Here is a 22,591-nt window from a genome sequence, read left to right on the forward strand (position 1 = left end):
GACCGGCCACGTGAGAGCGTGGCCGGTTTTGTTTTTGGTGCGGCGCTGTCCCTCAAAAAGCCGCCGGTTTTCTCCCCTCTCCCGCCTGCGGGAGAGGGGCCGGGGGAGAGGGCAGGCGCCTCCATCGCCCACCACCCCGTCGCGCGCGATAATGCATCCTAGTACTTCATGCCGGCCGTGCCGGCAGTCCAGTTTTCCCTGACGATTTCCCGTGGTAGCCAGCATCCAGCCCCCGCTCTTACCCCTGGCCCCTCTCCCGCAAGCGGGAGAGGGGAGCACGCCCTCAGCCCAAGGAGAGGTCTTCGTCCTTCTCGATGACGCCACTGCCCCGGTGCCACAGGCCGCATCGCGTCTCTACACCAGCTTCCTCCACGAAGACGTACTGCCCGCTGGCAGCGATACCGCCCGGCTCGACGCGATGCTCGCCGAAGGTTGGCGACAAGGCTGGCACGCCACGCTGTTCGCCCCTTACGAGTTCGGCGGCGCGCTGGTCGACGCCCCGGTCCACACCGGCGGGACGATGCCGTGCCATGACGGTGCGCTGCGCCTGCTCTGGTTCCGCGAGCTGCGCCACCTCGACGGCGCGGCCGTGACTGAATGGCTCCAGGGTAACGCCACGCCTGCGCCTGCCGGCCTGATGGACGTCGCCTCCGATACTCCGCGCGAAGCCTTCGACGACGCCATCGCCCGCATCCACCAGTGGATCGAGGCCGGCGACACCTACCAGGTCAACTACACCCAGCGCCTGCGCTTCCATGCCTTCGGCGATCCGCTGGCGCTGTACGCCGCGCTGCGCGCCGCGCAGCCGGTGCCCTACGGCACGCTGGCACGGCTGCCGGGCGACGCCTGGGTGCTGTCGCTGTCGCCGGAGCTGTTCGTGCGCCACGACGGCGGCGGCCACCTGCTGACGCGCCCGATGAAGGGCACCGCGCCGCGTTCGGGCGATGCGCAGCGCGACGCGCAGGCCGCGGCCGCGCTCGCCGCCGATGCCAAGAACCGCGCCGAGAACGTGATGATCGTCGACCTGCTGCGCAACGACCTGGGCCGGATCGCGCAGCCGGGCAGCGTGGCGGTGCCCGAGCGCTTTGCCGTGCAGCCGTTCGGCGCGGTACTGCAGATGACCTCGACGGTCACCGCCACGGCGCGTCCAGGGACCGGCTTCGGCGCGCTGATGGCGGCGCTGTTCCCATGTGGCTCGATCACCGGCGCGCCCAAGCGCCGCACCATGGAGATCATCGCCGCGCTGGAAGGCACGCCGCGCGGCCTCTACACCGGCGCGATCGGCTGGATCGATGCCCCGCAAGCCGGTGCCGCCATGGGCCCGTTTGCGCTGTCCGTGGCAATCCGCACCCTGGTGCTGGCGCCGCCAGCGGCCAGCGGGCTGCGTTCCGGCGAGATGGGCGTCGGCGGCGGCATCGTCCACGACAGCGTGGCCGGCGAGGAATTCGCGGAATGCGGCTGGAAGGCGCGCTTCCTGAGGCGGCTCGATCCCGGCTTCACGCTGTTCGAGACCATGCGCGTGCAGGACGGTGAATGCCTGCACGCGGACCGCCACCTTGCGCGCCTCGGAAATTCGGCGCGTGCGTTTGGGTTTGCCTTCGATGCCGACGCTGCACGGGCAGCGGCGGTGACGCAGGCCGGGCAACTTGGCGCCGGTACCTGGCGCCTGCGCATGGCGCTGGACAAGGCGGGCACGCTGTCCTTCTCCAGCGGCGCGGTTGTGCCGTTGCCGGTGCCCGTCACGGTCGACCTGGCGCCCGAAACATTGCCCGACGTCGATCCGTTGCGCCGCCACAAGATCAGCGCCCGCGCCGTCTACGACGCCGGCTGGCAAGCCGCGGAGCGCGCCGGCGGCTTCGACCGCCTGTTCTTCAATGCCCGTGGCGAGTTGCTGGAAGGCGGGCGCAGTTCGGTCTTCGTCCGCATCGATGGCCGCTGGCTGACGCCGCCGCTGTCGGCCGACATCCTGCCCGGGGTGATGCGCGCGGTCGTGCTGGAGCAAGGCGGCGCGGCACTTGGCGCGCCCGGTGAAACGGTAGAGGAGGGCGTCATCACTCGCGCCATGCTGGCGCGTGCCGACGCCGTCGTGGTAGTCAATGCACTGCGCGGCGCAATGCCGGCAACGCTCATCTAGGCGCTACGGGTGATGCGTGTCCAGCACGCCGTCGCCCAGCTTCCAGCGCACCACGCCCGGCAGGTTGATCAGCTCGCGGTCGTGGCACACCATGATCACGGTGCGGCCTTCGGTGGCGAGGTCGCGCACCAACGCAATCACCTGTTCGCGTGCATGGCCGTCGAGACTCGAGGTCGGTTCGTCGAGCAACAACAGCTCCGGCTCCAGCACCTTGGCGCGCGCCAGCGCCACGCGCTGGATCTCGCCGCCCGACAGGTATTCGGGCGCGGTGTCCTGCAGGTGTGACACGCCGGCCCAGCCCAGCGCCTCGCCCACGCGCCGCGCGATCTCGTCGTGCGGCAGGCGGCGCGCATGCAGGCCGTAGGCGATGTTCGCGCGCACCGAAGTGCGGAACAGGTAGGGGTGCTGGTGCAGATAGGCAATGCGCTGGCGCACCGCCAGCGGCAGCGGATCGAGCGGCGCGCCATGGGTCTGGCCGTTGGCATCGGTCCATTGCACGGTGGCGCCGGGCGCGCGTTCCAGCCCGGCCAGCATGCGCAGCAGCGTGGTCTTGCCGGCGCCATTCATGCCGGTCAGCACGATCGCGGTGGCGCGCGGGATCAACAGCGTGTCGATGGCAAACAGGCGGCGCAGGCCGATGGTGCGGGCCAGCCCGCGCACGGTCAGCAACGGGGAGGCCGGTGGTTGGGATGCCGCTGTCATCGCCGGAACCCTCCTGCGCCCTGCAGCCACGCCATGCCGATATTGACCAGCAGCGCCAGCGCCACCAGCACGATGCCCAGCGCAATGCCCTGCGCGAATTCGCCCTTGCTGGTTTCCAGCGCGATCGCGGTGGTGATGGTGCGGGTCGAGCCTTCGATATTGCCGCCGATCATCAGCGCCGAACCGACCTCGGCGATCACGCGCCCGAAGCCCGCCACCACCGCCGCCATCAGCCCGAAGCGCAGCTCGCGCAGCACGGTAAAGAAGGTGCGCCAGCGCCCGGCGCCCAGCACCCACGCGGTTTCGCGCAGGCGTACATCGGCACCCTGCAGCGTCGACAGCGCAAACGCCAGCACCACCGGGAAGCCGATCACCGCCTGCCCCAGCACCATGCCCGACGGCGTGAACAGCAGGTGCAGGCTGCCCAGCGGCCCCTGGCGCGTCAGCAAGAGATAAAGGATCAGCCCGACCAGCACGGTCGGAAACGAGAGAAAAGCCTGCACCACCACCACCACCGCGCGCCGCCCCGGGAACTGCCGCGTGGCGATCAGCCAGGCGGCGGCGATGGCGGGCACGGTGGCGAGCGCCAGTCCCAGCACCGCGATGGCCAGCGAGGTCCAGACGATGAACCACAGCCCCGCGTCGCCGCTGCCGAGCAGGCGGAATGCGGCGGCGGTGGCGGCAGCGATCTCCACCGGGTCAGGCGGAGAAGGTGTGCTCGGGAGCGGGGAAGCTGCCGTCCTTGACCGCGGCCACGTAGGCACGCACGGCGCCTTCGATCGAGGTCTGGCCTTCCATGAAGTTGCGCACGAACTTTGCCTTGCGGCCGGGGTAGACATTGATCATGTCCTGCAGCACCAGCACCTGGCCGGTGCAGTCGGCGCCGGCGCCGATGCCGATGGTCGGCACCTTCAGCAGCTGCGTGATCTCGCCGGCGAGCTTGGCCGGCACCGCTTCCATCAGCACCACCTGCGCGCCCGCTTCCTGCAGCGCCAGCGCGTCGCGCTTGAGCTGCGCGGCGCCCGCGTCGGTCTTGCCCTGCACCTTGAAGCCGCCCAGCGCATGCACCGACTGCGGCGTCAGGCCGATATGCGCGCACACCGGGATGCTGCGCTCGACCAGGAATTTGACGATAGGCGCGAGCCAGTCGCCGCCTTCGAGCTTGACCATCTGCGCGCCGGCCTTCATCAGCGTGACGGCGCTGGCAAACGCGGTTTCCGGCGTTGGGTAGGTGCCGAATGGCAGGTCGGTCACCAGCATGGCGGTCTGGTTGCCGCGCGCCACGCATTCGGTGTGGTAGGCCATGTGTTCCAGCGTCACCGGCAGCGTGGTCTGCTGGCCCTGCATCACGTTGCCCAGCGAATCGCCGACCAGGATCATCTCGACGCCGCAGTAGTCGAGCAGCGCCGCGAAGCTGGAGTCGTACGCGGTCAGCATGGCGATTTTCTCGCCGGCGTCGCGCATCGCCTGCAATTTGGGGATCGTGATGGTCTTGCGGGAGGGGTCGAGGAGGTAACTCATGGCAGTGCCCGAAGGTGACGGCGGGTTGTGCCGCTAAACCACCCGCGATACCACGCAGGGCAACGGCTGCCGTCGTTATTGTGTTGTGGCTGGCAGGCGGGGCCTGTCAGGGCGCAGCGAGATTGAGAAAGGCCTTGCGGCCGCGCATGATTTCAATGCGCGACAGTAGTGTACGGAAATCGTTATCGTTGTCCACCGGATTGAAGTGGGCGGTATCGACGACCAGTACCGGGGCCTCGTCGTAGCGGTGGAACAGTTCGCCGTAGGCGTCGGCCAGCCGCTGCAGATAGTGTTCGTCGATGCCGGCCTCGCCCGGCTCGCCGCGGCGCACGATGCGCTCGCGCAGCAGCGACGGCGTGGCCTGCAGCACGATGACCAGGTCGACCCGCTGCGGCGGCAGGCTGAAACGCGCGGCAATGGCGTCGTACAGCGCCAGTTCGTCAGGCGCCAGCGTCAGGGCCGCGTGCAGGCGGTCCCTGGCCATCAGGAAATTGCTGACCATGCGCTGGCCGGCCAGCAGCGCGGCCTGCCATTGCTGCAGCTGCGCGGCGCGCTGCGTCAGGCACCACAGCTGCATTGCCAGCGCGTGGCGCGCGGGATCGCGGTAGAACGGTTCCAGGAAGGGGCTGCGGCGCGCGCAGTCAGGCAGCTCGTGCGCCTGCAGCGTGTGCGCCAGGCGCTGGGCCAGCGAGGTCTTGCCCGATCCGACGGGGCCTTCGACGACGATGCGGCGCAGGTGGTCGAGCATGGCGCTTTGCGCGGATGACCCGGGAGCCTCAGCCGTTGCTGCCGGCCCTGCCTTCGGCCTGCAGGCGCAGGCACTTGCAGGTGGAGACTTTCTCGATGCGCTGGGACGTCACGCCGGCCAGGAAGTCGGCGGCGCGGCCGCGCCCGGGGATCGACAGTTCGGCGTCCAGCTCCACCAGCGGCACCAGCGTGAAGGCGCGCTCGGTCACGCGCGGATGCGGCACGGTCAGGTGCTCGTCGTCGTATTGTTCGTTGCCGAACACAAGGAGATCCAGGTCGAGCGTGCGCGGCGCGTTGCGGAACGGGCGCTCGCGCCCGAACTGGTCCTCGATGTGGTGGCAGATGCGCAGGAGCTGCGACGCGGTGAACGAGGTCTGCACCTTGACCACCGCGTTGTAGTAGTCGTCGCCGCCGGCATCGACTGGCGCGGTGCGATAGAGCGAGGAACGCGCCAGCACCGTGATGCCGACCTGCTGGGCCAGGCACACGATGGCGTCCTTGATGGCCTGGCGGGCATCGCCCAGATTTGCGCCGATGCCGATGAAGGCGAGAGTCATTTACGTTTCCTCCGGCTGGCCGGGGCCGGCATGTGCTGCCTGGCCCGCGTCCGAGTCGCTCCGGGAAGAAACTTTATCCGATTTCCGCGGACTGCGTCGGCGGCGCTTCTTGCGCGCCGGGCCTTCGCCTTCCGCACCCTGGGCTCCGCCCTGGCCGCCACCCTGGCCCCGCGCGCCGCGCACGGCGTCGATCAGGTCTTCGCGCTCATGTGGCTCGGCGTTCTGGAAGTCCTGCCACCAGGCGGCCAGCTCTTCCGGCAGCTCGCCGGACTGGCAGCGCAGCTGCAGGAAATCGTAGCCGGCACGGAAGCGCGGCGACTCCAGCAGGCGGAACGGCATGCGGCCGACGCGCTTCTCGAAGCGCGGCTGCATGCCCCAGATATCGCGCATGTCGGTGACGAAACGGCGCTGGATCGCCAGCTGGCCGGTCTGCTTTTCGAGCACCGAATCCATGGCGCTGTTGAGCGCGGCGATGGCGTGCTCGCCTTCGTCGCGCAACTGGTTCCAGCGCTGCAGCACGTGGTGCCACAGCAGCGCGGCAAACAGGAAGCCCGGCGACACCGGCTTGCCGGCCTGCACGCGGCGGTCGGTGTTATCCAGCGCCAGCTGCACGAAGCGCTGGCCCATGGGCTGCTCCAGCGCCACGTCCAGCAGCGGCAGCAGGCCCTTGTGCAGGCCCGCCTTGCGCAGCTCCTGCAGCGAGGCCCAGGCGTGGCCGGACATCAGCAGCTTGAGCATCTCGTCGAACACGCGTGCGCTGGGCACGTTGTGGATCAGCTCGGCCAGGCTGGCGACCGGATGGCGCGTGGCCTCGTCGATATCGAAGCCGGTCTTGGCAGCAAAGCGCACCACGCGCAGCATCCGCACCGGGTCTTCGCGGTAGCGCGTGGCCGGGTCGCCGATCATGCGCAGCGTGCGGGCGCGGATGTCTTCCATGCCGTGATGGTAGTCATGCACGGTCTGCGCGGCCGGGTCGTAGTACATCGCGTTGATGGTGAAGTCGCGGCGTTCCGCGTCTTCGGCCTGCGAGCCCCACACGTTGTCGCGCAGCACGCGGCCCGAGGCGTCGATCGCATGGGTCTTGCTGTCGAGCTCGGCGCGCTTCAGGCGGCGGCCTTCGGGCAGGGTCTCGCTGGCGATGGCGTCGACCAGCGCACGGAAGGTCGAGACCTCGATGATTTCCTGCTCGCGCCCGCCGTAGAAGGTCACGTGCACGATCTGGAAGCGGCGGCCGATGATGCGCGAGCGGCGGAACAGCGACTGCACCTGCTCGGGCGTGGCATTGGTGGCGACGTCGAAATCCTTGGGCTTGATGCCGAGCAGCAGGTCGCGCACGGCGCCGCCGACGATATAGGCCTGGTAGCCGGCCTGCTGCAGCGTCGAAGTGACCTTGACGGCATTGCGCGACAACAGCGTGGGGTCGATCTGGTGCTCGTCCACGTTGACGATGCGCGGCGTATGGGCGCGGCCGGTGCGGCGCTGCTTGGGGCCGGGCTTGCCCAGCAGCCTGGTAATGAGCTTCTTGATCACGTCAGAACAGATCCATGATGCGCCAGCCGGCCGCGGCGGCGTGGTGGCGCAGGCGATCGTCCGGATTGGTGGCGATCGGCTCGGAGACTTTTTCCAGCAGGGGCAGGTCGTTGGCCGAGTCGCTGTAGAAGGTGGTGGTCTCGAAGTTGTCCCAGGTCGCGCCCTGGGCCTTGAGCCAGGCTTCGACGCGGGTGATCTTGCCTTCGCGGAAACTCGGCACGCCGAAGACATCGCCGGTGAACTGGCTTTCCGGCTTGCCGTCGACGGTGGCGGGCTCGGTCGCGATCAGGTGCTTGATGCCGAAGGCGGCGGCGATCGGCGCCGTGACGAAGCTGTTGGTGGCGGTCACCACCGCGCACAGGTCGCCGGCCTCGATGTGCTTGTAGACCAGCGCGCGCGCCTGCGGCGTGATCACCGGGTCGATCACCTCGTGCATGAACTGCGCGCGCATGGCGTCGAGCTTGTCGCGCGGGTTGGCCGCCAGCGGCCCCAGCGCAAAGCGCAGGAACGCCTGGATGTCCAGCGTGCCCGCCTTGTAGTGGTTGTAGAACTCGTCGTTCTTCTGCCGGTAAATTTCCTCGTCGACGATGCCCAGGCGGACCAGGAAGCGGCCCCATTCGTGGTCGCTGTCGGTCGGGATCAGGGTGTGGTCGAGGTCAAAGAGTGCCAGATTCATGGGGCGCGATTTTACCTTAAGGCAGGATGGGGTAAGGGAGCGGGCGGGGCGGGGCCGTCGCCTAGTCCCGGAATTCAGCGAACATCTCGCGCAGCAGCGGCAGCGTGACCGGCCGCTTGCGTTCGAGCGAGTAGGTATCGAGCGCGTCGAGCAGCGCCATCAGGCTGGGCATGTCGCGGTAGTGGCGCGTGACCAGCCAGTGCGTGATCTCGGGCGACAGCTGCAGGCCGCGCTCGCGTGCCGCTTGCAGCACCGCGGCCTTCTTGTCGTCGTCGGACAGCGGCGCGACCTGGTACACCAGGCCCCAGCCCAGCCGGGTGCGCAGGTCTTCCCGCACTGGCATGGCGCGCGGGGCCAGGCCGCCGGCGACCACCAGCGCGGTGCGCACGTGGGCGCGCACCTCGTTGTACAGCGAAAACACCGCGATCTGGCGCGCTTCGTCCAGCAGCTCGACATCGTCGACGGTGTAGAGCTGGCACCACGGGTCGAACAGGAAGTCGGACAACGGGTGGTGCGGGCTCAGGTAGCGCGAGCGGATGCCATGCTGTGGCGCTGCCTCGCAGACCGCGTGCAGCAGGTGGGTGCGGCCGCAGCCGACCTCGCCCCACAGGTAGACCAGCCGGTCGGTGGCGCGCTCCTGCGCGACCGCGGCGGGCAGCTCCTGCAGGCGCTGCACCGGCTCGCGGTTGGCCGCCACCACGAAATTCTCGAAGGTCGAAGGCGGCGGACTGCCCAGTTCGAGCGACAGTTGCTTGTTGGGACGCGGGGACATGACGTATGGCTAACTTGCGGGGTGGCGTCTGGGGGATGGGGTCGGGATAGTGGCAGCCGTTATTTTCGGTACAGGTCGCTGGCCACGTAAACCCGGCGCAGCTGCCGCGCGCCGACCAGCAGCACGGCGCACGTCGGCAGCGCCAGCAGCACGCCAAAGAAGCCGAACAGCTGGCCGAAGGCAAGCAGCGCGAAGATCACCACCAGCGGGTGCAGCCCGATGCGCTCGCCCACCAGGCGCGGCGTCAGGTAGAAGCTCTCGATGAACTGGCCGAAGCCGTACACCACCGCCACCGCACCCAGCCCATACCAGTTGCCGAACTGCAGCATCGCCGCCAGGATCGCCATGACCAGCCCGACACCGAAGCCGATATACGGGATAAAGACCGCCAGCCCGGTGAAGACCCCGACCGGCACGCCGATATCGAAGCCGGCAATGGTCAGCCCGATCGAGTAGATCGCCGCCAGGATCACCATCACCAGGATCTGGCCGCGCAGGTATTGCGACAGCAGGGCATCGGTCTCGTTGGTCAGCTCGCGCACCTTGGGCACCCAGCGGCGCGGCACCACGCCCTCGATGCGGCGCATCACCATGTGCCAGTCCATCATCAGGTAGAACATGACGATGGGCACGATAAAGATGATGCCCGCCACCTCGATCAGTGCCGAACCCGACATCTTGACGTAGTTCAGCAACACCACCAGCAGGTCTTCCGGGCTGGCCGAGAAGCGGTCCGACAGCATGCTGCGCAGCCCCGGGAAGTCAAAGCGCACGCGCACGCCGAACTCCGCCAGCCGCGGCGCCACCACGGAATTGAGCTTTTTCAGCAGGATCGGCAACTGCTCGCGCACCTGCGGGATCTCGCGCTGGAGCACCGCGATCAGCAGCAGCACCAGCATCACGCAGATCACCGTCAGCAGCAGGATCATCAGCGTCACGCCGATGGCGCGCGGCACCCGGCGCCGTTGCAGCCAGTCCACACCCGGGTTCAGGATATAGGCGAAGATGAACGCGAACAGGAACGGCGTCAGCACCGGCGCCAGCGCGATGATCGCGGCGAACAGCGCGGCGGCCACTGCGATCCAGAGCAGGATGCGTTTGGTCTCGTGGTTCAGCAGCGGGGCGTTCATCAAATAATCTGGGCAAGAGGCGGCAGGGCGGGTTTTCGGCATAGTTGGCCGGAAACTGGAAGCCGGGGGCCTCTATCCGTTAAAATTGCGATTCTACTGGACTCGCGCCCGCCTTCCGATGCCAAGCGGCGGAAGCTGCAACGGAAGCCCCGACTGCGCGAGCGCCGGATTTGTCACTTTAGTTCCTCCCTTTATTCCTCCAGGACAAGCAGGTTCCCATGAGCGCATCCCCGACCGACGGCCAGGCCGGCCTTTCCTACCGCGACGCCGGTGTTGACATCGATGCCGGCGACGCGCTGGTCGACCGCATCAAGCCGTTTGCCAAGCGCACCATGCGCGAAGGCGTGATGGCCGGCATCGGCGGGTTCGGTGCGCTGTTCGAGCTGTCGAAGAAATTCCAGGAGCCCGTGCTGGTGTCGGGCACCGACGGCGTGGGCACCAAGCTCAAGCTGGCGTTCCAGCTGAACCGCCACGACACCGTCGGCCAGGACCTGGTCGCGATGAGCGTCAACGACATCCTGGTGCAGGGCGCCGAGCCGCTGTTCTTCCTGGACTACTTCGCCTGCGGCAAGCTGGACGTCGACACCGCCGCCACCGTGATCCAGGGCATCGCCCGCGGCTGCGAACTGGCCGGCTGCGCGCTGATCGGCGGCGAGACCGCTGAAATGCCGAGCATGTACCCGGACGGCGAATACGACCTGGCCGGCTTTGCCGTCGGCGCGGTCGAGAAGAAGAAGATCATCGACGGCAGCACCATCACCCCGGGCGACGTGGTGCTGGGCCTGGCGTCGTCGGGCGCGCATTCCAACGGCTATTCGCTGGTGCGCAAGATCATCGAGGTGGCCAAGCCGGACCTGAATGCCGACTTCCACGGCCAGCGCCTGCAGGACGCCATCATGGCGCCGACGCGCATCTACGTGAAGCCGCTGCTGTCTCTGATCGAGACCCTTCCGGTCAAGGGCATGGCCCACATCACCGGCGGCGGCCTGACCGAGAACGTGCCGCGCGTGCTGGCGCAGAACGTGACTGCCGTGCTGCATCGTGATGCCTGGGCCCTGCCGCCGCTGTTCCAGTGGCTGCAGGCGCAGGGCCGCGTGGCCGACGACGAAATGCACCGCGTCTTCAACTGCGGCATCGGCATGGTGGTGATCGTGGCCAAGGAAGACGCCGAACGCGCCATCCGCCACCTGCAGGCCGCCGGCGAAGCCGTGTGGGAGATTGGTGAGATCCGCGAACGTGCCGAGGGCGAGGCCCAGACCATCGTGATCTGACGCGACCCCAGCGTTTCACACATACAGAAAACGGCGCTTGCCTTCGGGCATGCGCCGTTTTTTTTCGTCCGTGCCCTGGCGGATATGGTGGTTAGGTGTTTACCCGAACCCGCTGCCACCATTTGTGGCAGATATCGCTTTAGTGCATCGCACCAAATTCCAGCATGCATATGCACCACATCTGACAAACAATATTTTGCTTGATTGTATGGCGGTTTATGGCCTAATGTACTGAGCAAAGGCGAGGCGCATGCATGCCCCGTCGGAGACAACCCCGCGCGCAACCGGCGACCGATGCGCAGCGGGCAGGCCAGGGACCATTGGAGGAACACCATGCAAGCAGTCAGCATCGACGCCGCGGGAAAAGGCGCGTCGGCCAAGAAACAGTCAGTCGCGCGCGTCGCCGGGGCCAGCCTGGCCGGCACTACGCTGGAGTTCTACGACCACTTCATCTACGGATCGGCCGCGGCGCTGGTCTTCCCCAAGCTGTTCTTCCCGCAGAGCGATCCGCTGACCGCGACGCTGCTGTCCTTCGCCAGCTATGGCGTGGCATTCGTGGCGCGGCCGCTGGGCGCGGCCATCTTCGGCCACTTCGGCGACAAGATGGGCCGCAAGTCGATCCTGATCATCACGCTGCTGATGATGGGCCTGGCCACCTTCGGCATCGGCCTGCTGCCGACCTATGCCGCGGCTGGCGCGCTGGCGCCGCTGCTGCTGGTGCTGCTGCGCGTGGTGCAGGGCCTGGCGCTGGGCGGCGAGTGGGGCGGGGCCGCGATCATGGTCAACGAGCTTGATCCCGAAGGTAAGCGGCGCGGCATCCTCGGCAGCCTGGTGCAGCTGGCGGCGCCGATCGGCTTGCTGCTGGCCAACGGCATCTTTGCGCTGGTGACGTGGCAGGTGTCCGAAGAAGCCTTCCTCAGCTGGGGCTGGCGCGTGCCGTTCCTGCTGTCGGCGCTGCTGGTCGGGGTCGGGCTCTATATCCGCTCCAACGTGCGGGAATCCGGCATGTTCGAGAAGCTGGAGGAATCGCATGCCGAAGCGCGCGCGCCCATCATGGAAGTGCTGCGCAACTACAAGAAGCAGCTGTTGATCGCCTTCGGCGCGCGGCTGGGCGGCGACATCGCCTTCTATGTGTTCACGCTGTTCCTGCTGTACTTCGTGCCGACCAAGCTGGGCCTGCCCAAGAGCATCGCGCTTAACGCCGTGCTGCTGGGCGCGGTGGCGCAGATCCTGTTCATCCCGATCGCTGGGCTGCTGGCTGACCGCATCGGGCGCCGCCCGGTGCTGATGATCGGCGGTATCGGCGGCGCGGTGTGGGCCTTTGTCTTCTTTGCCATGGTCAAGACCGGCAGCCCTGCGCTGATTATGCTGGCCTCGTTCGTCGGCATGGTGCTGGTGTCGTTCATGTTCTCGCCGCTGGCCTCGTTCCTGCCCGAGCTGTTCGCCACCCGGGTGCGCGTCACCGGTGCCTCGCTTGGCTTCCAGTTCGCCGGCGTGTTCGGCGGCGCGCTGGCCCCGCTGATCGCGATCGGCCTGCTCGACCGCTTCGGCAGCACCGCGCCGGTGGCGATCTACCTGGCGGTGGTGTGCGCGCTGATCGCGGTCGCCGCGGCCGCCGCACGCGAAACCGCGCGGATGCACCTGTCCGACGCAGACCGTTGAAGACAACCTCGGGGGCGCCCGGCGCGCCCCTTCTTTTCCTTACGTGACGAACATCGTGAAACAGTTTGACCTGATCATCCGCAACGGCACCGTGGTGACTGCCAGCGACACCATGCAATGCGACATCGCCGTCAGGGACGGCCGGATCGTGCAGCTCGGCCTTGACCTGGGCGAAGCCACGGAGGTCATCGACGCCAGCGGCAAGCTGGTGCTGCCGGGCGGCGTCGATGCGCACTGCCACCTGGACCAGCCCATGCCGGACGGCCTCAGGATGGCCGACGACTTCCGCACCGGCTCGGTCTCGGCCGCGTGCGGCGGCACTACCACCGTGATCCCGTTTGCCGCGCAGGAAAAGGGCCATTCGCTGCGCGCGGCGGTGGACGACTACCATCGCCGCGCCGGCGGCAAGTCGGTGGTCGACTATGCCTTCCACCTGATCGTTGCCGACCCGACCCATGCCGTGCTGCAGGACGAACTGCCGGGGCTGATCCGCGAGGGCTATTCGTCGTTCAAGATCTACATGACCTACGACGACCTCAAGCTTAACGACCGCGAGATCCTCGAGGTGCTGTCGGTGGCGCGCCAGGAAGGCGCACTGGTGATGGTGCATGCCGAGAATTCCGACTGCATCGCGTGGCTGACCGACAAGCTCGAGGCCGCTGGCAACACCGCGCCGCGCTTCCATGCGCTGGCCCGGCCGATGGCGATCGAGCGCGAGGCCACGCACCGCGCCATCACCTTCTCCGAGCTGGTCGATGTGCCGATCCTGATCGTCCACGTCTCCGGCAAGGAAGCGGTGGAGCAGATCCGCTGGGCGCGCAACCGCGGCATGAAGATCTTTGCCGAGACCTGCCCGCAGTACCTGTTCCTGACCGCCGACGACCTGGACCAGCCCGACTACCACGGCGCCAAGTGCGTCTGCAGCCCGCCGCCGCGCGACCGCGGCAACCAGGAGGTGATCTGGGACGGGCTTGCCGACGGCCTGTTCACCATCTTCTCGTCCGACCACGCGCCGTTCCGCTACGACGATCCCGAGGGCAAGAAGCCCGGCGGCAAGGAAGTGCCGTTCCAGTACATCCCCAACGGTATCCCGGGCCTCGAGACGCGCCTGCCGCTGCTGTTCTCGGCGGGCGTCAACGGCGGCCGCATCTCGGTGAACCAGTTCGTGGCGCTGACCTCGACCAATCCCGCCAAGCTGTACGGCCTGCACCCGCGCAAGGGCACCATCGCCATCGGCGCCGACGCCGACCTGGTGCTGTGGGATCCGAAGCGCGAAGTGCAGATCCGCAATGCCGACCTGCACCACGCCGTCGACTACACGCCGTATGAAGGACAGCGCGTGACCGGCTGGCCGGTGACCACGCTGGTGCGCGGCAAGGTCATCGCGCATGAAGGCGAAGTGCGCGCCGAGGCCGGCCATGGCGAGTTCCTGCCGTGCGCGCTGCCGGAGATGGCGCGGCCGCGCTACCGCACCTCGGGCGGCAGCCTGTGAATGCGGTGGTTTTTTCGATGATCTGACCGACACTGCCGATATGGAACTGACCAACAGCCTGGACGCCGCCACCATCGCCGGGCGCGTGGCCGCCGGCCGCCTCGATCCCGCCGAGGTGGTGGCCGCGTTCCAGGCCCGCATCGCGGCGCGCAACGACCAGCTCAACGCCGTCTTCGAACAACGCCAGGAGCTGGTCGACGCCGACCTGGCGCAGCTGCGCGCACGGCTGGCGCAGGGCGAGCGCCCGCTGCTGGCGGGCGTGCCGGTGATCGTCAAGGACGTGATCTGGAGCCAGGGCCGCCGCGTCACGCAGGGCTCGCAGCTGTACCGCGACTTTATCGCGCCGGCCGATGCGATCGCGGTCGAGCGCCTGCGCCGCGCCGGCGCGATCGTGCTCGGCATGGGCAATACCTCGGAGTTCGCCTGCAAGGGCCTGACCACCAACAAGGTCTACGGCCTGACGCGCCATCCGCTCGACGCCACGCTGACCGCCGGCGGGTCGTCCGGCGGCTGCGCGGTGGCGGTGGCTGCCGGCATGGCGCCGCTGGCGCTGGGCACCGACGGCGGCGGCTCCAGCCGGCGCCCGCCCGCGCATGCCGGCGTGGTCGGCTTCAAGCCGTCCTATGGCGCGATTCCCGATTCGATCGGCTTTGCCCACGCCTTCAACGGCATCCAGGTGATCGCGCCGATCACGCGCACCGTGTCCGATGCGGCGCTGATGTTCGATGCGCTGGCCGGCGCCGATGCGCGCGATCCGGATACGCTGGGCTTCAGCCTGGCGGCAGAGCGCCCGCTGCATACGCTCAGGATCGCGCTGAGCCCGCGGCTGGGCTTCGATACGCCGGTCGACGATGACGTCGCCGAAGCCTGCGCGCAGGCCGTGGCGCGGCTGCAGGCGGCAGGCCTGAGCATCGAGATGGCCGACCCGGCCTGGCCCCGGGGCGCCGACGAGGCAGCACTGATGCCGCTGCAGCACGTGGGGCTGGCCAATCTCTACGGCGACCCCTGGCGCCGCGATCCCGATGTATTCGATCCGGATGTCGCGCGCCAGATCGAGCGCGGGCTGGCGTGGACCGGCGCCGACGTGGCGCGTGCGCGCGAAGCCAGCCACCAGATCGCGCTGGCCATGGCGGAGTTCTTTACCCGCTACGACTTGCTGCTGTGCCCGACCACGCCGTGCGTGGCGTGGCGTAACGACCGGCTCGGGCCCGAACGGATCGGCGGCGTTGCCGTCGAGCCGCGCGCCCATGCGGTCTTCACCCCTTTCTTCAACCATGCGCTGGCACCGGCGATCTCGGTGCCTTGCGGCAGCGGCCGCGACGGCCTGCCGGTGGGCCTGCAGATCGCCGGCCCGCGCGGCGCCGACCGCACCGTGCTGGCCGCGGCCAGGCTTGCCGAACGCGTGCTCGCGGCGCGGCCCGGCGCTAACGGATAACTACGGATAACAACGATATGCGAATTCTTGTCCTCAATCCCAATACCAGCGAAGGCATCACCGCGCGGCTGATGGCCGCGGCCACGCCGGTGGCATCGCCCGGCACCGAGCTGGTGCCGCTGACCGCCAGCCGTGGCGTGCCCTATATCGCCACGCGCGCCGAGGCGCAGGTCGGCGGCGCCATTGCGCTGGAGATGCTGGCGGAACGCCACACGGAATTCGACGCCGCGATCATCGCCGCCTTTGGCGATCCCGGCCTGATGGGCGCGCGCGAGCTGTTCGACCTGCCGGTGGTAGGCATGGCCGAGGCGGCCATGCTGTCGGCCTGCATGCTGGGCCGGCGCTTTTCGATCGTTACTTTCGCGCGCGCCCTCGGCCCCTGGTACGAGGAATGCGTGGACATGCACGGCCTGCGCGGCCGGCTGGCCGGCATCCGCATGCTCGACGGCAGCTTTGCCTCGGTCTCGGACGTGCAGGAAGAAAAGGAAGCGGTGCTGGTGGAACTGGCCAACCGCGCCGTGGTGGAAGACGAGGCCGACGTGGTGATCCTGGCCGGCGCGCCGCTGGCGGGCCTGGCCGCGCGCGTGCGCGATCGCATCCCGGTGCCGGTGGTCGACCAGATGGCTGCCGCGGTCAAGCAGGCCGAGGCGCTGGTCGCGTTGCAGCCGCGCAAGGCCAGCGCGGGCACGTTCCGGCGTCCGGATGCCAAACCGACGATCGGCCTGGCGCAGGCGCTGGCGGCGCGCATCGAGCACCGCTGAACACTGTCTGTCCAACACCGCGTCATTTCCGCGCGCAGCGGGAATGACGCCGGCCTTACACCGCGGCGAACACCGCTTCCAGGTCCACTTTCTCTTCAGCCGGCAATTCCAGCCGCAGTGTGCTCTCGACATGCTCGAGGTGCTCGTCCATCAGCTGCGCCACGCGCTCGCCATCGCCGGCTTCCAGCGCATCGACGATATCGTCATGCTCGTGATGCGGGCACGACGGCACGCCCGGCGCGTCGTACAGCGCGATGATCAGGCATGTCAGCGAGCACAGCTCGCGCATGTACTTGCCCAGGTACTGGTTGCCGGTCAGCTCGGCCAGCCTGCAGTGGAATTCGCCTGACAGCCGGATGATGGCGCGCCGGTCGTTGCTGTCGCGCGCCTGCGCTTCCTCGCGCGTGGTCGCGCGCAGCGCCTTCAGCCCGGCCGCATCGATCGCGCCGGCAAGGTCGCGCACCAGCGCCGGTTCGAGCAGGCGGCGCGAATGCAGCACCTGCCTGGCTTCGGCCACGCTCGGGCTCGACACGAAGGTGCCGCGGTTCGGGTGCACCGTCAGCACGCCTTCATGGGCCAGCTTGCCGAAGGCGAGCCGCACCTTGGTGCGGCTGACGCCGAATACGCTGCCCAGTTTTTCCTCGACCAGCTTGGTGCCGGGCGGCAGCCGGTGTTCCCAGATCGCGGTCAGGATACGGTCGGCGATTTCCTCCACCGACGCACCGCGCGCGTTGTCCGCATCGTTTTCGTTGGCATTGCCCAGGGCAGGCGCGGGCTGGTCGGTTCTGGTTCGTGGCATGGCGGGTCGGCGCGGGTGGTCCGAAAAAGACATTCGGTGCCGTCATTGTATGGCGGCTTGCCAACAAGTGTATAACACCGGCGGTGGACCGGTTGCCAGCGCCGGCGGATTTACTTCGCCTTGTTCAGCCTGGCCAGCGCGTCGCCGGTGACGCGGCAAATGCGCCAGTCGGGCAGCACTTCGGCGCCCATGGCCTGGTAGAAGTCGATCGACGGCTGGTTCCAGTCCAGCACCGACCACTCGAAGCGGCCGCAGCCACGCTCGACCGCCAGCGCGGCGAGGTGCTGCAGCAACGCCTTGCCCAAGCCGTGGCCACGCCAGGCCGGGTCGACGTAAAGGTCTTCCAGGTACAGGCCGGGTTTGGCGAGGAAGGTGGAGAAGTTGTGGAAGAACAGGGCGAAGCCGACCGCCTTGGGCGCGCCATTGGCGTCAACTTCAACCAGCACCGCTTCGGCGTGCGGCGTGGCGCCGAACAGCGCTTCCTCGATCTTTTGCGGCGTGGCTTCGACGATATGCGTCAGCTTTTCGTACTCGGCCAGCGCCAGGATCAGGTTGAACAGGGTTTCGCTGTCGGCAGCGGTGGCGGGGCGCAGGGTGAAGGCGGATCTGGACATGTCCGTGAGTAGGCAAGAACAGGATCCGCGATTATCGCCTGTGCATCACGTTGCCGTCAGTGGCCAAAGTCCGCCAGCTTGCGCACCTCGTCAACATAGCCCGGCGCCAGGCAGTCCACCACCAGCCGCTCCGGCGTGCTGCGCAGCCAGGTCAGCTGGCGCTTGCACAGCTGGCGCGTGGCAGCGATGCCGCGCTCGCGCATGGTGTCGAAATCGCACTCGCCGTCGAGGTATTCCCACACCTGCCGGTAGCCGACGCAGCGGATCGACGGCAGCCCCGGATGCAGGTCCTCGCGTGTGCGCAGGCGGCGGACTTCGTCAATAAAGCCGTTGGCCAGCATGGCGTCGTAGCGCTGCGCGATGCGCGCATGCAGCGCCAGCCGGTCCGAGGGCTCGAGCGCGATCACGCGGTAGCGCTGGTCTGCGGCACCGGCAAAGGTGCGGCCCTCGGCCTGGCGGGCCAGCAGCGCCGACATCGGCTGGCCCGAAAGCCGGTGGATTTCGAGCGCGCGCTGGATGCGCTGCGCATCGTTGGGCGCCAGGCGCGCCGCGGTGACGGGGTCGACCTGCGCCAGCATCGCATGCAGCGCCGGCCAGCCGCGCTCGGCGGCGAGCTGGTCCAGCTCGGCGCGCACCGCGGGGTCGGCCTGCGGCAAGTCGTTCAGCCCCTGCGTCAGCGCCTTGTAGTAGAGCATGGTGCCGCCCACGATCAGCGGTACGTTGCCGCGCGCGCGGATCTCGCCGATCAGCCGCCCGGCATCGGTGACGAACTGCGCCGCGGAATAGCTCTCGACCGGATCGATGATGTCGATCAGGTGGTGCGGCGCCGCGGCCAGTTCTGCGGGCGTGGGTTTGGCCGTGCCGATGTCCATTTCGCGGTACACCAGCGCTGAGTCCAGGCTGATGATCTCCACCGGCGCATCGGCCGCCAGCGCCAGCGCGGCGGCGGTCTTGCCCGAGGCGGTGGGCCCGAGCAGGCAGACCACGGGTGCAGGCGTGGCGGAATCGTCAGGTACGGCGGACATCGTCGGCAGAGTCGTAAAGAGGCGGTGGCGCTTACTGGCCGCGCAGGAACAGGCGGTCCAGCTCGGTCACGGTCAGTTGCACCCAGGTCGGGCGGCCGTGGTTGCACTGGTCGGCGCGCTCGGTCTGCTCCATCTGGCGCAGCAGCGCGTTCATTTCCTCGACGGTGAGCTTGCGGTTGGCGCGCACCGCGCTGTGGCAGGCCAGCGTGGCCAGCAGCTCGTTGCGGCGCTCGGCCAGCACGCGCGAGCCGCCGTAGGCGTGCAGGTCGCGCAGCACGTCGCGCGCCAGCGCTTCGGCGTCGGCCTGTTGCAGCAGCGCGGGCACCGCGCGCACCGCCAGCGTGGTCGGCGATACCGGCGTGATGTCGAAGCCGAGCAGCGCCAGCGTTTCCTGGTGCTCCTCTGCCGAGCCGATTTCCACCGGGCTGGCGGGCAGCGTGACCGGGATCAGCAGCGGCTGCACGGCCAGGTCGCGCGCGTCCAGGCCGGCCTTGATCTGCTCGTAGAGGATGCGTTCGTGCGCGGCGTGCATGTCCACCAGCACCAGCCCGCGCGCATTCTGCGCCAGCACATAGATGCCGTGCAGCTGGGCGATGGCATAGCCGAGGGGGTGGTCGTCGGTGGTGTCTGCCGCGTCGGCGGAGGCCGGCGGCAGGCGGTCGAGCAGGCCTGGCGGCTCGTCGGCGCGCGCGGCCTGCGCATCGGCCAGCCAGGCGGGCGGCTGCGCCGAAGCGCCGGGAAAATTGCCACCTGGAGCGCCATACGGGCGCGGCGTCGGCGCGGTCGCGTCGCGCACCATGCCGAGGTAGGCCTGGCGCGGCTGCGCAATGCCGAGCTCGGTCTGCCGCGCCGCGGAGTAGTTGACCCACTGGCTGCCACCACCGCCGCTGCCGCCGCCAAATGACGGTCGGGCGCCCGCAGGCGCCGCAGCCGGCAGCCGGATCTCGCCGTCCTCATCGGTATGCAGGCTGTCGCCGTTCTCGCCGGCCTGGCGTGCCAGGCTGCGCTGCACCGCGTGATAGATGAACTGGTGCACCGCGCGCGATTCGCGGAAGCGCACTTCGATCTTGGAAGGGTGCACGTTGACGTCAACCATCTCCGGCGGCAGGTCCAGGCACAGCACGTACGACGGGAAACGGTCGCCGTGCAGCACGTCCTGGTAGGCGCTGCGCACCGCGTGGTTGAGCAGCTTGTCGCGCACGAAGCGGCCGTTGACGAAGAAGTACTGCTGGTCGGGCCGCCCCCGCGACGCGGTGGGCAGGCCGGCAAAGCCGTACACGTGCAGCGTGTCGGCCTGTTCGTCCAGCGGCAACCGCGCCCGCGCGAAGTCGGCGCCCAGTACCTGCGCGGTGCGGTTGGCGACGTCGCCGGCGTTCCAGTGCTCCAGCGGCTTGCCGTTGTGGTGGACCGAGATGGCCACGTCCGGCCGTGCCAGCGCCACCCGGCGCACCATCTCCAGGCAATGCCCGAGTTCGGTCTGCTCCGATTTCAGGAACTTTCGGCGCGCCGGCGTGTTGAAGTAGAGATGCTGCACGTCGACCGTGGTGCCGACTCCGCCAGACGCCGGTTGCACGGTGCCGGTATCGGCACTGACCTGCGTGGCATGGGCGTCGGCAGCGGTGCGGCTGGTCAGCGCAAGCTGGGAGACGGAAGCGATCGAGGCCAGCGCCTCGCCGCGGAAGCCCAGCGTCAGTACCGATTCCAGTTCGTCGAGCGACGCAATCTTGCTGGTGGCGTGGCGCATCAGCGCCACCGGCAGCTCGGCGGCGGGGATGCCGCAGCCGTTGTCGGTGATGACGATGCGCCGCACGCCGCCTTCTTCCAGCCGGATGGCCAGCTGCGTGGCACCGGCGTCCAGCGCGTTTTCCAGCAGCTCCTTGACCACCGACGCCGGGCGCTCCACCACTTCGCCGGCGGCGATCTGGCTGATGAGCTGGTCCGGCAGCGGACGGATCGGACGCGGCAGCTGGGAGGTGCGAAGGGTGGCGCGAAGGGTGGTGCGAACGGGGCTCTGGCTGGCGGAATCGGGCATCCGGCGATTATACGTGGCCGTCCACGCAGAGTCGGCGCCACCGGCCCGCGACAAGTGGCGGAAGGGCACGCCGGCTCTTGTATGATTCATGCCAGGGCGGCACGCGCCGCGTGGACTTGTGCAGTCAACCAAACCATATCGGGGAACGACTTGGAATTCGCTTTGCAGCTCATCGACATGCTGGTCCATGTCGACAAATACCTCGGCACCGTCATCGACCAGTATGGCCACTGGGTCTATGCCATCCTGTTCCTGATCGTGTTCGCCGAAACCGGGCTGGTGGTCCTGCCGTTCCTGCCGGGCGACTCGCTACTGTTTATCGCCGGCGCCTTCTGCGCTACCGGCGCCATGAACGAATGGGCGCTGGTGGGCCTGCTGCTGGTGGCGGCCGTCACTGGCAATACCGTCAACTACTGGGTGGGCAGCTGGATCGGGCCCAAGGTGTTCGACCACCAGTGGCGCTTCCTGGACCAGGATGCGCTGCGCCGCACCCATGATTTCTACGAGCGGCATGGCGGCAAGACCCTGGTGATGGCGCGTTTCGTGCCGATCGTGCGCACCTTTGCGCCGTTCGTCGCCGGCGTGTCGCAGATGACCTTCGCGCGCTTCCAGATGTTCAACGTGCTGGGCGCGCTTGCCTGGGTGGTCGGGCTGGTCTTTGCCGGTTACTTCTTCGGCAACCTGCCGTTCATCAAGCAGTACCTGAACCTGATCGTGCTGGCGGGGATCGGCGCGGCGGTGGTGCCGCTGGTGCTGGGCGGACTGTGGAAGCTGGTGCGCGGCAATCGCCGCCGGCCCTCGCGCGTGGAGCGCTGAAGCGCCTGTAATATCTGACGCAGCCCCGTCAGTTGAGGCTGCGGCTCATCATGCGCAGTGCCGGCATGCGCTCGCGGATCTGGCCGATATCGGCGGCATCGGGGCGTGCCTGCACATAGGCTTCCAGGTCGGCCAGCGCCGGTCGGAAGCACTCCAGGTTGGCATACGCCAGCCCGCGGTCGCGCACTTCCTCGATCGAACCCGGCAGCAGGATCACCAGGCGGTTCTGCACCGCCAGCAGCCGCTGCCAGCGTGACTCCTGCAGGTAGATCGCCTTCAGGTTGCGCAGCATGCGCGCGACGATCTCGCGATGGCTGGCCGCGCGCAGGAACAGGCCCAGCGGCACCTGCCCGGAATCGGTGATGCCTTCGCGCTCCAGGTACGGATCCAGCATTTCCTGCAACTGCTCCTTCGAGAGCGTTTCGCCGGTCAGCGGGTCCAGGATCACCTCGCCCGCCGGGATGGTCATGCGCAACAGGAAATGGTTGGGGAACGACACCCCCTTGAGGGGCAGGCCGATCTGTTGGCCCAGTTCCATGAACAGCACCGCCAGCGAGATGGGGATGCCGCGCCGCTGCCGCACCACCACGTTCAGGTACGAGTTGTCCGGATCGTAGTAGTCGTTGGCGTTCGGGCCAAAGCCAAGGTCGCGATAGAAGAAATGATTCAGCAGCCGCAGCCGCTGGATTGCCGGCGTGCCTTCGGCGATCCGGCGCTTCAGGCGCAGCGCCAGCACGTCCAGTGCGGCCAGCTCGGCCTGCAGGTCCAGGTCCGGATAGGCATCCTGCGCGATGGACAGTGCGGTCTCGGTCAGCGGGATGCCGTTTTCGTCAGCCACGAGGCTGGCGAAGTAATCCAGGACTTTGGTGGATGTCATATCGGATTCCCGGTGCCGCCAGGGGCGCCGCGCGCAGC

21 protein-coding genes are annotated in these 22,591 nt (G+C 68.3%); 7 read left to right on the top strand and 14 right to left on the bottom strand.

Features of this window, described 5'->3' with window-relative positions:
* Positions 1-211: 211 nt before the first annotated feature.
* Positions 212-2,134, top strand: a complete 1,923-nt coding sequence (locus tag ACAD63_RS03345; protein WP_434033418.1) for a chorismate-binding protein — start codon at positions 212-214, stop codon at positions 2,132-2,134.
* Between the two features lie 3 nt (positions 2,135-2,137).
* Here the strand turns inward: ACAD63_RS03345 and ACAD63_RS03350 are convergent, their stop codons facing one another.
* The 9 genes from ACAD63_RS03350 to ACAD63_RS03390 form a co-directional block, all read right to left on the bottom strand.
* The gene (locus ACAD63_RS03350) at positions 2,138-2,836 is read right to left on the bottom strand and encodes an ATP-binding cassette domain-containing protein (RefSeq protein ID WP_133092260.1); all 699 of its coding nucleotides are present in this window, start codon (positions 2,834-2,836) and stop codon (positions 2,138-2,140) included.
* Entirely contained in the window at positions 2,833-3,531 is a 699-nt protein-coding gene (locus ACAD63_RS03355) for an ABC transporter permease (RefSeq protein ID WP_133092259.1), read from the bottom strand. The genes ACAD63_RS03350 and ACAD63_RS03355 overlap by 4 nt, the downstream gene beginning before the upstream one ends.
* 4 nt (positions 3,532-3,535) lie before the next feature.
* A complete protein-coding gene (gene panB / locus ACAD63_RS03360) occupies positions 3,536-4,357 on the bottom strand; it encodes a 3-methyl-2-oxobutanoate hydroxymethyltransferase (RefSeq protein WP_434033419.1) in 822 nt (273 codons plus the stop codon).
* Positions 4,358-4,463: 106 nt separating this feature from the next.
* Positions 4,464-5,105 carry a deoxynucleoside kinase gene (locus ACAD63_RS03365; protein WP_434033420.1) on the bottom strand — a complete coding sequence of 214 codons (642 nt, stop codon included), beginning with the start codon at positions 5,103-5,105 and terminating at the stop codon, positions 4,464-4,466.
* 28 nt (positions 5,106-5,133) lie between these two features.
* Positions 5,134-5,661, bottom strand: a complete 528-nt coding sequence (folK, locus tag ACAD63_RS03370; RefSeq protein ID WP_133092256.1) for a 2-amino-4-hydroxy-6-hydroxymethyldihydropteridine diphosphokinase — start codon at positions 5,659-5,661, stop codon at positions 5,134-5,136.
* Positions 5,662-7,191 (bottom strand): polynucleotide adenylyltransferase PcnB, encoded by a 1,530-nt coding sequence (gene pcnB, locus ACAD63_RS03375; protein ID WP_135705887.1) that lies wholly within the window; start codon positions 7,189-7,191, stop codon positions 5,662-5,664. It abuts the gene before it with no gap.
* A 1-nt stretch (position 7,192) separates the two neighbouring features.
* Positions 7,193-7,867, bottom strand: coding sequence for an HAD family hydrolase (locus ACAD63_RS03380; protein ID WP_133092254.1), 675 nt, complete (start codon positions 7,865-7,867; stop codon positions 7,193-7,195).
* A gap of 61 nt (positions 7,868-7,928) precedes the next feature.
* Positions 7,929-8,639, bottom strand: a complete 711-nt coding sequence (hda, locus tag ACAD63_RS03385; RefSeq protein ID WP_133092253.1) for a DnaA regulatory inactivator Hda — start codon at positions 8,637-8,639, stop codon at positions 7,929-7,931.
* A gap of 59 nt (positions 8,640-8,698) precedes the next feature.
* The gene (locus ACAD63_RS03390; RefSeq protein WP_133092252.1) at positions 8,699-9,769 is read right to left on the bottom strand and encodes an AI-2E family transporter; all 1,071 of its coding nucleotides are present in this window, start codon (positions 9,767-9,769) and stop codon (positions 8,699-8,701) included.
* Positions 9,770-9,987: 218 nt separating this feature from the next.
* On the opposite strand from ACAD63_RS03390, the gene purM reads away from it, so the two are divergent.
* The 5 genes from purM to ACAD63_RS03415 all read left to right on the top strand — a co-directional run bounded on the left by purM (position 9,988) and on the right by ACAD63_RS03415 (position 16,390).
* A complete protein-coding gene (purM, locus tag ACAD63_RS03395; protein WP_133092251.1) occupies positions 9,988-11,040 on the top strand; it encodes a phosphoribosylformylglycinamidine cyclo-ligase in 1,053 nt (350 codons plus the stop codon).
* A gap of 333 nt (positions 11,041-11,373) precedes the next feature.
* Positions 11,374-12,702 carry an MFS transporter gene (locus ACAD63_RS03400; RefSeq protein ID WP_133092250.1) on the top strand — a complete coding sequence of 443 codons (1,329 nt, stop codon included), beginning with the start codon at positions 11,374-11,376 and terminating at the stop codon, positions 12,700-12,702.
* A gap of 55 nt (positions 12,703-12,757) precedes the next feature.
* Positions 12,758-14,194 (top strand): dihydropyrimidinase, encoded by a 1,437-nt coding sequence (gene hydA, locus ACAD63_RS03405; RefSeq protein WP_195431931.1) that lies wholly within the window; start codon positions 12,758-12,760, stop codon positions 14,192-14,194.
* Between the two features lie 40 nt (positions 14,195-14,234).
* On the top strand, positions 14,235-15,629 hold the full coding sequence (locus tag ACAD63_RS03410; RefSeq protein WP_434033421.1) for an amidase: 1,395 nt from the start codon (positions 14,235-14,237) through the stop codon (positions 15,627-15,629).
* Positions 15,630-15,646: 17 nt separating this feature from the next.
* Entirely contained in the window at positions 15,647-16,390 is a 744-nt protein-coding gene (locus ACAD63_RS03415) for an aspartate/glutamate racemase family protein (protein WP_434033422.1), read from the top strand.
* A gap of 55 nt (positions 16,391-16,445) precedes the next feature.
* Here the strand turns inward: ACAD63_RS03415 and ACAD63_RS03420 are convergent, their stop codons facing one another.
* The 4 genes from ACAD63_RS03420 to mutL form a co-directional block, all read right to left on the bottom strand.
* On the bottom strand, positions 16,446-17,189 hold the full coding sequence (locus tag ACAD63_RS03420) for a GntR family transcriptional regulator (RefSeq protein WP_135705883.1): 744 nt from the start codon (positions 17,187-17,189) through the stop codon (positions 16,446-16,448).
* A gap of 110 nt (positions 17,190-17,299) precedes the next feature.
* The gene (locus ACAD63_RS03425) at positions 17,300-17,803 is read right to left on the bottom strand and encodes an N-acetyltransferase family protein (protein ID WP_434033423.1); all 504 of its coding nucleotides are present in this window, start codon (positions 17,801-17,803) and stop codon (positions 17,300-17,302) included.
* Positions 17,804-17,859: 56 nt separating this feature from the next.
* The gene (gene miaA / locus ACAD63_RS03430; protein ID WP_135705881.1) at positions 17,860-18,828 is read right to left on the bottom strand and encodes a tRNA (adenosine(37)-N6)-dimethylallyltransferase MiaA; all 969 of its coding nucleotides are present in this window, start codon (positions 18,826-18,828) and stop codon (positions 17,860-17,862) included.
* A gap of 31 nt (positions 18,829-18,859) precedes the next feature.
* Complete coding sequence (gene mutL / locus ACAD63_RS03435) at positions 18,860-20,860, bottom strand: DNA mismatch repair endonuclease MutL (RefSeq protein WP_434033424.1); 2,001 nt, start codon at positions 20,858-20,860, stop codon at positions 18,860-18,862.
* A gap of 162 nt (positions 20,861-21,022) precedes the next feature.
* Here mutL and ACAD63_RS03440 point away from each other — a divergent pair, with 162 nt between their 5' ends.
* Positions 21,023-21,676, top strand: a complete 654-nt coding sequence (locus tag ACAD63_RS03440) for a VTT domain-containing protein (protein WP_133092380.1) — start codon at positions 21,023-21,025, stop codon at positions 21,674-21,676.
* Positions 21,677-21,704: 28 nt separating this feature from the next.
* On the opposite strand, the gene ACAD63_RS03445 is transcribed toward ACAD63_RS03440, so the two are convergent.
* Positions 21,705-22,553: a SirB1 family protein gene (locus ACAD63_RS03445; protein WP_133092242.1), complete on the bottom strand. Its 849-nt coding sequence runs from the start codon at positions 22,551-22,553 to the stop codon at positions 21,705-21,707.
* Positions 22,554-22,591 lie beyond the last annotated feature (38 nt).

Origin of the sequence: Cupriavidus sp. a3, assembly GCF_051015765.1 — a bacterium.
Lineage (GTDB): Bacteria > Pseudomonadota > Gammaproteobacteria > Burkholderiales > Burkholderiaceae > Cupriavidus > Cupriavidus oxalaticus_A.